Origin of the sequence: Ferruginibacter paludis (genome assembly GCF_030409685.1) — a bacterium.
Taxonomy (GTDB): Bacteria; Bacteroidota; Bacteroidia; order Chitinophagales; family Chitinophagaceae; genus Ferruginibacter; species Ferruginibacter paludis.
Window position 1 is genome coordinate 83,330 of the sequence record NZ_JAUFQJ010000007.1, and the last position, 13,451, is coordinate 96,780.

Genomic DNA, 13,451 nt, shown 5'->3' on the forward strand with positions numbered 1-13,451 from the left:
TTTTTAATAAATACCACCTACTTTCCTGGTGTTTACTTTAGTGATGGTGGATGACGGCAATGTAACCGGCGGCTTTTCAAAAACAATATTTTCATTCAGCGTCTGCATAAATTCTATGAGGCATTTTTTTTCCGGCGGTGTTAAGTGCAATGAATCTGCCGATAAAGTTTGGTTGGGGACGGTCAGACCTTTACCTGTTCCGCCACCGGCATCATAAAAATCAATTACCTGCTCCATTGTTTTAAAAATGCCGTTGTGCATGTACGGCGCTGTGTGCTGCATATTTCTCAGCGAGCCGGTGCGAAATGCATGCAGGGTTTCAACCGCGGGGTTCACCTCATACCTTCCTTTATCTTCACTTAGTTTGTGGTAGCCCGTATCCTGCGGCACACCCAATACTTCAAACTCAATGCCAACATACGGAGGCTTCACCCCATTAAACTGTGGTACAAAGTGACAGGTGGCGCACTGGGCCTTGCTCATAAAAAGATTAAACCCTTTTTTTGCATCTGCGGCAAGGGGTGTAACGTTGTTGATGGCATCATCGAAAGGAGCTGAATAGCTGCTGAATTTGCCGTAGTACAATGTGATGGCGGAAGTGATGTGATCAATGGTAATTTCTGTTTCGCCCGGCGTTTCGGCCAGCAGTTTTTTAAATACCTTTTTATAATCAGGGCAGCTCAGCACTTTTTTAAGGATGTCTTTTTCGGTACCGCCCATCTCGATTGGGTTGGTCATTACCGCTTTGGTCTGGTCCTGCAATGAAATGTGTTTTCCATCCAGCATCATCAGGTGATTGTACACTACATTGATCAGTGAAGGGGTGTTTCTTTTTAAAACGTCCCTTCCGTTAAACTGTATGGCAGTGGCTGCTACAGAGTCAGTAAAATAGCCATTGGGTTGGTGACAGGAAGCACAACTGCGCTGGTTATTGCCGGATAAAATGGGATCGTAAAAAAGCAGTTTCCCAACCTTTTCAATTTCGGCCAGTACAGTAGTATCATCTACTCTTAAAAAAATACCTTTTGCATTCTGGCCATTGTAGATTGCTTTTGAAAAAATGGAATTGACCGTCTTATTAAGGGTGTAATCCACAAAACTTTTGCTCACCACTTTGTATGCTCTTATCATTTGCTGGTTAAGCCGGAAGAGGGGATTGATATAATTTTTTATAAACAGGTAGTGGTCAAATGCGCTGTATTGATCCGGTTGTTTGTTAACAAATTCAATGGCGTCTGTGTACAGCGCCAGGTATTCACGGGTCAATGGTGTTGCTGCAAAGCCTTCATTGAAAGCATCATAAATTTCCGTCACGTCTTTCAGCATATCACGCAGTTCGGGAATGATCCTGCTGGTGTCGGGACATTCGAAGCCGGTTGTGTAGATAGCTGCCAGGTTAAGCAGGTAAAGCCGGTTGTTGAGAAAGAATGGTGAGCAGGTACCGAGGTTACGGGTGACTGAATCTGTCTGGTAAGTAGCGGTTGCGTCCACTGCTTTCTGGACAAGTTGTTGCAGACTATCCTTCTCAATATGATCTTCCTGCAGGTACAAGGCAGCGAGCGTAAGACCTGCCCCTTCTTTACGGTAAGGCTTTTCAAATTTTTCAAATACTTCCGTTTCCCACTCTACCGGCAGGGGGCCGTTGATTTGTTTATACCGGGAAGGGTCCAGGTAACGCATCCAGAAATCCATCTGCTTCATACTCCGCCTGGTTGCGTCAAGCCTGGACGTGATGCTTTTTACATCAGCTGGCTGCTGCAGATCGCTGGCCTGAATCAATGCTACCAGCGCACTGGCTTGTTCCCTGAACTTGTCAAGTTTATTGAAATAGCAGCGGGAATAAGCCGTTGGGGAATTGCCTTTTTTAAACCCGGAAGCGACCAGTATGATGATGGTAATTAAGAGCAAAGAGGCCGATACCTGCTTCATAAATAAATTCAATAAGATAATGGTCAAAAATAGCCAGGGGAAAATCAAACAGAAGCCTCCTCGTATTACTTTATTGTTAAGGTCTCATACCAGCTGAATATTGTACCAGCTTTATCTTTTCTGGTACTGCGGCCTTTTATTAAACATTAAAGGAGATGTTTTTTGACGAACTATTGAGCGGTTTATTTTTTAACCGCGTTAACAATTTGTTGACTTTTCGGTAACAGTATTATCACTATTTGTTAACCCGCGCAGGGCAATTTTAACTCTATCTTGCCTTCGCTCTTTTGGCACAAATCATCGCTCATTTTTAAACCAAAAAAAATTATGAACAGACATTAACCTTCCGCCTTAACGGCCATTATTGTCCTCTCCGCCAACGTGTAAAACCATCCATCCAGACATACATTATTCATTCAATTCACAAAAATCAAAACAACGTTTATGAAGCAAAGTTTCTTTGTTTTAAAAAAAGGTCCGGCCTATACCCGGGTCTTGCTGTTGCTCTTCGGGTTTTTTGTTGCTGCACTTGGGGTGCGGGCGCAAAACCCTTTCGGAGCCGGTAACCTGGTTGTCGTAAATGTGTCCAGCACCAATACGGCAAGCTTACAGGAATACACTACTGCCGGAGCAGCAGTTCAGACAATTTCCCTTCCGTCTACCGGAACGGCGGCCCTTACGATGAGCTATACAGCTACCTCGGAAGGCGCATTGTCCCGTTCTCAAAACGGACAATACCTTGCTTTTGCAGGTTACAGAACAGGCACCAACAGCAGTGCTACAGACAGGGTAATTGCCCGTGTAGCAAATGACGGTATTGTAAACACTTCTTCCGTTATTCCCAACACGGAAGGTTACACAAGTAACAATATCCGCGGCGCTGTTTTCAGCGACGATGGCAGCCGTTACTGGGCTTCAGGCACTGGTACCGGCGGTGGTACCCGTTCCAATATTTACGGATCTGTTACTGGTAGTGTTCAGGTGAGCGCTTCAGTAGCCAACACACGCACAGTACAAATTTTTAATAACCAATTGTACATCAGTGCTGCATCAGGTGCATTTCAGGCAGTAAGTGCCGTAGGCACAGGATTACCTGCTACTTTGGGTAACACAACTACTATTTTACCAGGCTTTCCGACTACTAGCTTAAGTTCTTATGCCTTTGCAATCAATGCGGCAAACAACATTATATATATTGCAGATGACAGAAGCATTGCTACCGGTGGTGGAATTCAAAAATGGACCAATAACGGCACTACATGGTCATTTGCTTATTCATTGGGTACAGGTACCGGTTCTACCGTTGGCGCACGCGGCCTGGCCGTTGATTTTTCAGGAACACAACCTGTAATATACGCCGTGACAGCGGAGGCTACGCTCGACAGAATTATCAGTATTACAGATAATGGTGTTGCTTCTACGGCAACAACATTGGCTACCTCAGCGGCCAACAATATTTTCCGTGGACTGGCTTTTGCACCAACATCCAACTGTGCACTTAGCCTTGCAGCAACAGGCAACAATCCTGCCTGTTCCGGACAATCGGCAACTATCAGTTTTAGCGCCACCGGTGCTACCGGTATTGCCAGCTTTACCGTAAATGGTGTTGCAGCAACTTCTCCTTATACTGCATCCACTTCTGGCACTTATACAGTAAGTGTAGCTGCAGGCGGATGTACGGATACAAAAATGGTAACCATTGCAATTCCTTCAGCAATGACTGTCGTTGCAACAGCCCCGGCGCTTACATGCCCCGGCAGTACAACATTTGTTACTGTGAATACCACGGGTGGTAAAGCTCCCTATACAGTTACAGGAAGTCCTTTAACCGTTGGAGCCGGAACCTATAATTATACCGTAACGGATTCACTTGGTTGTATAACTACAGCAAGCATCACCGTTGCACCAGGCTCCGATGCAATCCTTCCTTCTATTACTGCACCAGCAGCGTTAACCATCAGCACCGATGCGGCCTGTACAGCAGCCGGTATTAACTTAGGTACACCGGTAACCGCAGACAACTGCGCAGTAGCCAGCGTAACCAACAATGCCCCTGCAGCTTTCCCGCTGGGCGCAACAACGGTAACCTGGACGGTAACCGATAGCAGCGGCAACAGTGCTACTGCTACACAGGTTGTAACCGTACAGGATACACTTAAGCCTGCTATTGCTTTCCAAAGCAGCAATATTCTTGCAGGCATCACCGGCCCGTCTACCACACAAACACCGTACCTGACAGCCTTGAAAAAAGGTGTTCAGTTTAAATCATTCTTATCAGTGAATGATGCGGTAGGTGGTTATAAAATGGCAGGTATACCAGATGGTCTGGGTGCTTTTGACAATGGCAACGGAACATTTACTTTACTGGTAAACCATGAAATTGGTAACACCCTGGGCATAACAAGAGCGCATGGTTCAAAAGGTTCTTTTGTATCCAAATGGATTGTAAACAAAGCAGACCTTTCAGTGGTAAGGGGCAGTGATTTAATGCAGAATGTAAACCTGTATGATACCACTACCAAAACCTACACAACTTACAACGCAGGCAATCCATCCACCAAAGCAGTGTTTGGCCGTTTTTGTTCAGCCGATCTTCCTGCATTATCTGCTTTCTATAACACAGCAAGTGGACTGGGAACAACCGAACGCATCTTCATGAATGGCGAAGAAACCAATGATGAGAGCCGCCAGATGGCGCACATTGTAACCGGCGCTAATGCAGGTACATCGTGGGAATTGCCGGCCTTCGGAAAAGCAGCCTGGGAAAACTCAGTAGCCAACCCTGCAACAGGAAACAAAACTGTTGTGGCGGAATTTAATGATGGCACAGACGGTCAGGTGTATGTGTACGTAGGTACCAAAACCAATACCGGAACGGAAATAGAAAAAGCAGGATTAACCAATGGTAAACCTTATGGCGTTAAAGTAACAGGCTTCCCTGCAGAACGCACAAGCAGCACTGTTATCAACCTTCCACCAGCACCGGGTACTCATTTTGACCTGGTAGATTTAGGCGATGTAAAAAACATCACCGGTGTAAGCTTTAATACCATCAGCAACGCAGCAGCGGTAACCAAATTCTCCCGTCCTGAAGATGGGGCATGGGATCCATCGCATCCTGCTGATTTATATTTTAATACTACCGATCAGTTAGACCAGGTAAATGAAGGCATCGGAACACAAGTTGGCCGCAGCCGCATCTGGCGTTTACGTTTTACAGACATTAACCAACCATTATTGGGTGGAACCGTTGAAGCCGTTATTGACGGGACAGAAGGTGCCTTAATGCTCGACAATATGACCATCGATAACCATGGGCATATTTTAGCACAGGAAGATGTAGGAAATGCAGACCACAACGGAAAAATCTGGCAATATAATATTGCTACGGATTCTTTCTTTATCATCGCTTCTCACGACACTGCCCGTTTTGGTGATGTGAAAGCAGGCGTAATTAAGCCAGCAACAGTACCTTTCAACAAAGATGAAGAATCATCCGGTCTGCTGGATGTATCGGACATCTTGGGTCAGGGTATGTTCCTTACTACCGTACAGGCACACTATGCGCCGGCTTTGAACACAGCAGAAGTTGTGGAAGGCGGACAGTTGCTTGCTTTGTACAACCCTTATTCCTTGGGTACAAGCACGGCCATGGATACAGTACGCAGCAGCGCAGGTTGCAGCGGACCCATACTATTGGGTACACCAGCCACAGCAGATAACTGCAGTGTAGCAAGTGTAACCAGCAATGCACCAGCTTCTTTCCCATTGGGAACAACAACGGTAACGTATACAGTAACGGATGCAAGCGGCAATACTGCTACTGCAACACAGGTGGTAATTGTAACTGATTCAGTTAAACCCACCATTACTGCACCCGCAGCTTTAACGATCGGCACCAATGCCGCCTGTACAGCAGCCGGTATTAATTTAGGTACACCTGTAACCGCAGACAATTGCGCAGTGGCCAGTGTTACCAACAATGCCCCATCTGTTTTCGCATTAGGCGCAACAACAGTAACCTGGACAGTAACTGACAGCAGCGGCAACAGTGCAACAGCAACACAAGTAGTAACCGTACAGGATACACTTAAACCTGCAATTGCATTGCAAAGCAGTATCATACCTGCAGGCCTTACCGGTCCGTCTACCACACAATCACCTTACCTTACTTCATTAAAACCAGGTGTACAGTTTAAATCATTCTTATCAGTGAATGATGCTGTAGGTGGTTATAAAATGGCGGGTATACCAGATGGTTTGGGTGCTTTTGACAATGGCAACGGAACCTTTACTTTATTGGTAAACCATGAAATTGGCAACACATTAGGTATCGCAAGAGCGCACGGATCAAAAGGATCTTTTGTATCCAAATGGATTGTAAACAAAGCAGACCTTTCAGTAGTAAGCGGAAGTGATTTAATGCAGAATGTAAACCTGTATGATACCGCTACCAAAACCTACACAACTTACAACGCAGGCAACCCATCCACCAAGGCGGTGTTTGGTCGTTTTTGTTCAGCCGATCTTCCTGCATTATCAGCTTTCTATAATACAGCAAGCGGACTGGGAACAACCGAACGCATCTTTATGAACGGCGAAGAAACCAATGATGAGAGTCGCCAGATGGCGCACATTGTTACCGGCGCTAATGCAGGTACATCATGGGAATTGCCGGCCTTCGGAAAAGCAGCCTGGGAAAACTCAGTAGCCAATCCTGCAACAGGAAACAAAACTGTTGTGGCGGAATTTAATGATGGCACAGACGGTCAGGTGTATGTGTACGTAGGTACCAAAACCAATACCGGAACGGAAATAGAAAAAGCAGGATTAACCAATGGTAAACCTTATGGCGTTAAAGTAACGGGCTTCCCTGCAGAACGCACAAGCAGCACTGTTATCAACCTTCCACCAGCACCGGGTACTCATTTTGACCTGGTAGATTTAGGCGATGTAAAAAACATCACCGGTGTAAGCTTTAATACCCTCAGCAATGCGGCAGCGGTAACCAAGTTCTCCCGTCCTGAAGACGGCGCCTGGGATCCATCGCATCCTGCGGATTTATACTTCAATACCACCGATCAGTTAGACCAGGTAGCCGATGGCATCGGAACACAGATAGGCCGTTCACGCATCTGGCGTTTACGTTTTACCGACATTAACCAACCATTATTAGGGGGAACCGTTGAAGCCGTAATTGACGGAACAGAAGGCGCCTTAATGCTTGACAATATGACCATCGATAACCGTGGACATATTTTAGCACAGGAAGATGTGGGCAATGCAGACCACAACGGAAAAATTTGGCAGTACAACATTGCTACAGATTCTTTCTTCCGGATCGCATCACATGATACAGCCCGTTTTGGTAATGTAACAGCCGGTGTAATCAAACCAGCGACAGCACCATTCAACAGGGATGAAGAATCATCCGGTATCATTGATGTATCAGACATTTTAGGCCAGGGTATGTTCTTGACAACCGTACAAGCGCACTACGCACCGGCTTTAAACACAACAGAAGTTGTGGAAGGCGGACAGTTACTGGCTTTGTACAACCCTTACTCTTTGGGTACCAGTACAGCACCAGACACGGTAAAAGTATCAGTGCCATTTGGCACAACTTCAACACCGGTTAGTTTAGGTACACCGGCTACGGCAGACAACTGCAGCGTGGTAAGTGTAACAAACAATGCTCCATCAGGTTTCCCTGCCGGCACAACCAACGTCACATGGACAGCAACGGATGCAAGTGGTAATTCAGCCACAACAAACCAGGTAGTAGTTGTAACTGTAACAGGAAATGTTCCTCCGGTTGTATCTATTACCAATCCAGCCAACCCTGCGGTATTTGATGCAGGAAGCGCCATAACTGTTCAGGTAAATGCAACAGACGCAGATGGTTCTGTTACTAAAACAGAGTTGTTTGTAAACGGTGCTTTATTCATGACAGATTCAATAGCGCCATACACGTTCGGAGGATCAAATGTTGAACCTGGTGTTTACAATGTATACGTGAAAGCAACCGACAACACCGGTGCATTCACTGTATCAGACACTGTAGTTATTACCGTAAATGGTTGCAGCGGAAGCGGTGCCATTACGGGTGAAGGGTATACCAATATTACCGGCAGCCAGGTTGCAGACCTTACAGCAAACCCAGCCTATCCAAACAGTCCTTCTATAACAGCGGCGCTTACTACATTTGAGTACAGCAATGTTGCGGACAATTATGGCGGCAGGGTACGAGGTTATTTCTGTGCACCGGTTAGCGGAAATTATATCTTCAATATTTCCGGCGATGACCAGGCAGGCTTATGGTTAAGTACCGATGCGAACCCAGCCAATAAAGTGCTGATCGCTTACACAGAATTGCCTACAGCCTTCAGACAATGGAACAAATACGCTACACAAAAATCAGCGGTTATTCCAATGGTGAAAGGTGCCAGGTATTATATTGAGACCTTGCAAAAAGAAGCCGTCGGATCAGATCATCTTTCAGTAGCCGTAACTTTCCCCGGCGGTTTGTTTGAAGGTCCGATCAAGGGCAGCAGGTTATCCCCAATCGGCTCATCAGCCAGAACTGTTTCAGGTGCGCAGGCATTTGCAGCAGCAATGGAAAGCAAAACGATTGTTGGATTCAACAGTTTAAAAGTTAGCGCAACACCAAACCCGTCAACCAACTACTTTACATTAAGAACAAGCAGCAGCGATGCTAAAACACTTGACGTAAAAGTAATGGATGCGCAGGGCAGGATTGTTGAAACAAAACTGAATATGACAGCCAACGGAATCATCCGTATCGGCGACAAATTACCTGCTGGTATTTACTTTGTAGAAGTACTGCAGGGAACACAAAAAGAAAGATTGAAATTGGTGAAACAATGACCGTTTAGCAGGTAAAATAATCAATTGCTAAAAACTGCCGTCGCATAAAAGCGATGGCAGTTTTTTTTATACTGTGGTTTTAAAAAGGTTGATTGAAGACAAGTTCACAATTAGTTAATGCATAGTTAATGTGCAGGTAACTATTCAATGACATTGGCCTTCTAATTTCACTCATCCAAACAATTCATAAATCTCTTTCATGAAAAAAATGTACCTCAGGTGCTGCCTTGCCATAGTGGGCTTGTCAGCTTTTTTTACGGCGCATGCACAGGTTAGTTTTAGCGGTGCCGCCTACACGCAAAATTTTAATACACTCGCCACTTCCGGTTCGGCCAATGCATGGAGCAACAACACTACCATCCCAGGTTGGTTTTTATACAACCAGGCAGCGGGCGGTACGGCTATTACAGCCTATGGAACAGACAATGCGGCCGGTACCAATACCGGCAGTTTTTTTAGTTACGGCAATACCGCCAGTACAGAACGTGCATTGGGTGGAACAGCTTCTGGAGGTGCCTATTTTGGTGCTCCCGCATCAGGCGCTGTTGCAGGATGGATCGCAGCGGCATTCACCAATAACACCGGTGCGGATATTAACGTTGTTACCCTTGGTTTTAATGGTGAACAATGGAGAAATGGTGGCAATGCAATTGCTCAAACAATGGTAATGGAATATGGATTTGGAGCAACCTTTGCAACGGTGGCTTCATGGACGGCACCTGGTGGAAATTTTAACTGGGCGAGCCCTGTAGCTACCGCAACCGCAGCTGCTGTTGATGGCAATGTAGCAGGCCTGGCAAGTGGCAAAGGAGGTGTATTAAGTTCGATCAACTGGACCAATGGTTCAGTACTTTGGATTAGGTGGATAGAACGCAATGACGCAGGCAACGACCATGGACTGGCCATTGATGATTTTACGCTCAGTACAGGTTCAGCAACACCTGCCGTTAGCCTTTCGGTTAGCAGCAACACTGGTACAGAGGCTGGTACAACAGCCATTACCGTTACCGCAACAGCATCTGCTGCTGTCAGTGGAAACCAAACTGTAGACCTGGGTATTTCCGGAACCAATATTACCAGTGGTGATTATACCTTAAGCAATACCACCATCACTATTTTAGATGGACAAACAACCGGCACAGCAACATTTACCGTAACAGATGATGCGCTTGCTGAAGGCAATGAAACAGCTATTTTAACTATCAGCAATCCAACTGCCGGTATCAGCCTCGGCAGTACAACAACTCAAAATATTATTATAACAGACAAAGATGTTCCACCGGTGCCTGCCGTTAATTTATCTGTAAGCAGTAACAGTGGTTCAGAAGCTGGTATTTCCATTATAACCGTTACCGCAACGGCTGCCTTTGCCGTAACTGGTAATCAGTCTGTAAATCTTGTTGTATCAGGGACTAATGTTACAGCAGGCGATTATACATTAAGCAACACACAGATTACTATACCGGATGGTACAACAACGGGCAGCGTTACCTTTACCGTTGTGGATGATGTGATTGCTGAAGGAACTGAAACAGCCGTGTTAACTATTAATTTTCCGTCTGCGGGTGTTGAACTTGGAACTACGGTTATACAAAATATTGCGATTACGGACAACGACTTGCCAAAGATTCATGATATCCAGGGAAGCGGCTCAGTTTTCAATCCGGCTTTTGGAGGTACCCAAACAATCGAAGGTATTGTTGTAGCAACTTTTCCGGGAGCAACCAAATTAAATGGTTTTTATGTACAGGAAGAAGATGCGGACAGCGATGGCAATCCTGCAACATCAGAAGGCATTTTTGTTTTTGATGGAGGTGGTTTATTTACAGGAATTGTGGGAACAAAAGTACAGGTGACAGGTACGGTGAGTGATTTTGCTACCACTGCGGCCAACATTGCAGGAACGGGCAACAGCAGCCTTACAGAGCTTACCGCTACCAGCGTGGTTAACCTTGGTGCGGCACCACTGCCGGCAATTACCAACGTTGTATTACCAGTTTCGAATGTTACCGATTTGGAAAAATATGAAGGCATGCTGGTAAATGTTAGTTCGGCCAGTGGCCCGTTAACCGTTACAGAAACTTTTAAAATAGGCCGCTATGGCCAGGTAGGTTTATCAGGTGGCGCCCGTTTAGACCAATACACACAGGTGAATGCGCCAAGTGTAACCGGCTATGCCAATTTTCTTGCGAATATTCTAAACAATTACATCATACTCGATGATGGCAGCAGCACACAGAATCCTGATCCGGAAATTTTTGCAAGAGGAGGAAATCCTTTGAGTGCATCCAACACACTGCGTGGTGGTGACCAGGTTACCAGCATCAGTGGCGTGATGGATCAACGCTTTGAAGGGTATCGTGTACAAACAATAACACCGGTCAACTTTACAGCAGCTAACCCACGCCTCGCTGCGCCACCAGCTGTTGGTGGAAACGTAAAAGCCGCTTTTTTAAACGTGTTGAATTTCTTTACCAATCTCGATCTGAATACAACGATCAGCATTCCAAACGGTGTAAGCTTTGAACCCCGGGGTGCAAATACAGCGGCTGAGTTTACAAGGCAGCGGGATAAAATTATCTCCGCCATTACAGGATTGAATGCGGATGTAGCAGGTATCAGTGAAATGGAAAATGATGGTAACACTTCTATTCAAAACCTGGTAAATGGTTTGAATGCCGTGGCAGGAGCCGGAACTTATGCCTTTATAAATGATCAGGCATTGGTGAACGATCCTAACCCTGCCATCAATGCGGTTGGTAGCGATGCCATTAAAGTGGGTATCATCTACAAACCAGCTGTGTTGACACCGGTAGGAGCTGCCAGTTCTTATCTTGAGCCGAACCCTGCCAGTCCCATTTTCAGCAGGCCGCCCATCGCACAAACATTTACTATTGCAAGCGGCAACAAATTCAGCATTATCGTAAACCATTTTAAATCCAAGGGATCGGCCAACAGCCTGCCCGGCGATACAGACCAGAATGATGGCCAGGCATTGTCAAACGCCACCCGTGTGGCACAAGCCAATGCGCTGCTTTCTTTTATCAATACTGTGAAGGCTACATCCGGCGACAGCGACGTATTAGTAGTGGGTGATTTAAACGCTTACGCAAAGGAAGATCCGATCACTACTTTAACAGGCGGCGGATTAACCAACCTGTTACCAAATACTTCTTACTCTTACCAGTTCAACGGCCAGTGGGGTGCGCTGGATCATGCGCTGGCAACCGCCACCATGACCAGCCAGGTTGCGGGTGTAGAAAAATGGCATATCAATTCAGATGAACCGGTGGTACTGGATTACAATACTGAATTTAAAACAGCAGGACAGGTAACCAGCTTTTACAACGGTGATGCTTTCCGTTCTTCTGATCATGACCCGGTATTGATCGGTCTGCAGTTGGGTAACCAGCTTCCGTCAGTAACCATCAGCAGCCCTGTTAATCCTGCCAGTTTCAATGCAGGCAGTACAGTCACTATACAAGTGAATGCAACGGATGCAGATGGCAGCATTGCTAAAACAGAGTTATTTGTAAATGGTAGTTTACTATTGACAGATTCTGTAGCACCTTATACTTTCACTGCTTCCGGTGTGGAGGCGGGCATTTATAAAGTAACCGTAAAAGCCACAGATAATGCAGGCGGCTTTACAATTTCTGACACGCTTGTTGTAACCGTAACAGCCTGTACCGGCAGCGGAAGTATTACCGGTGAAGGCTATACCAATATTCCAGGAACACAGGTAGCAGACCTTACGGCCAATCCGGCTTATCCTAACAGTCCATCTATCACGGCTGCCCTTACCACGTTTGAATACAGCAACGTGGCGGATAACTATGGCGGCAGGGTGAGGGGTTATTTCTGTGCACCGGTTACCGGAAATTATTTCTTTAACATCGCAGGTGATGAGCAGGCGGGTTTGTGGTTAAGTACCAATGACAACCCGGCCAATAAGATATTGATCGCCTATACCGAATTGCCCACAGCCTTCAGGCAATGGAACAAATATGCAACACAAAAATCTGCTGTAAAATACCTGGTGAAAGGCGGCCGGTATTACATAGAAACATTGCAGAAAGAATCAACTGGCTCCGATCATCTTTCAGTTGCCGTAACCTTACCCGGCGGCTTGTTCGAAGGCCCGATACAGGGAAGTAGATTGTCTCCAATAGGTTCATCTGCCAGGATGGTTTTCGGAGCACAGGCATTTGCAACCGCCATGCAAAGCAGGACAACAACAGGGTTGGGAAGCTTGAAAGTTACCGCAGCGCCAAACCCGGCCACTGATTATTTTACTTTGAGAACGAGCAGCAGCAACACCGCCAAACTGGATGTGAAAGTGACTGATGCAACGGGCAGACTTATCGTAACTAAAGTAAACATTACGGCCAACGGAACGATTCGCATCGGCGAAAAGTTACCAGCGGGTATTTACTTTGCAGAAGTAAGACAAGGCAATCAAAAACAAATTATTAAACTGGTTAAACAGTAAGTATCAATCAATCCAAAAACAACCACCCGTCTCAATTTATTTTGAGGCGGGTTTTTTTAAGGTGATTAATTTATTAAGTTTATTTCTGGGAAATGTGGTTATTTTTGACACAGTCTGAATTAACTTTTATCTTCTTCGCCAG

Annotated in this window: 3 protein-coding genes; 2 read left to right on the plus strand and 1 reads right to left on the minus strand. The window is 45.8% G+C overall.

The window, feature by feature from the left end:
* Positions 1 to 3: 3 nt before the first annotated feature.
* Positions 4 to 1,929: a cytochrome-c peroxidase gene (locus QWZ08_RS13935; protein ID WP_290338054.1), complete on the minus strand. Its 1,926-nt coding sequence runs from the start codon at positions 1,927 to 1,929 to the stop codon at positions 4 to 6.
* A gap of 444 nt (positions 1,930 to 2,373) precedes the next feature.
* Between QWZ08_RS13935 and QWZ08_RS13940 the strand changes: the two genes are divergently transcribed.
* Complete coding sequence (locus tag QWZ08_RS13940; protein ID WP_290338055.1) at positions 2,374 to 8,817, plus strand: HYR domain-containing protein; 6,444 nt, start codon at positions 2,374 to 2,376, stop codon at positions 8,815 to 8,817.
* Positions 8,818 to 9,016: 199 nt separating this feature from the next.
* On the plus strand, positions 9,017 to 13,309 hold the full coding sequence (locus tag QWZ08_RS13945; protein ID WP_290338056.1) for an ExeM/NucH family extracellular endonuclease: 4,293 nt from the start codon (positions 9,017 to 9,019) through the stop codon (positions 13,307 to 13,309).
* Positions 13,310 to 13,451 lie beyond the last annotated feature (142 nt).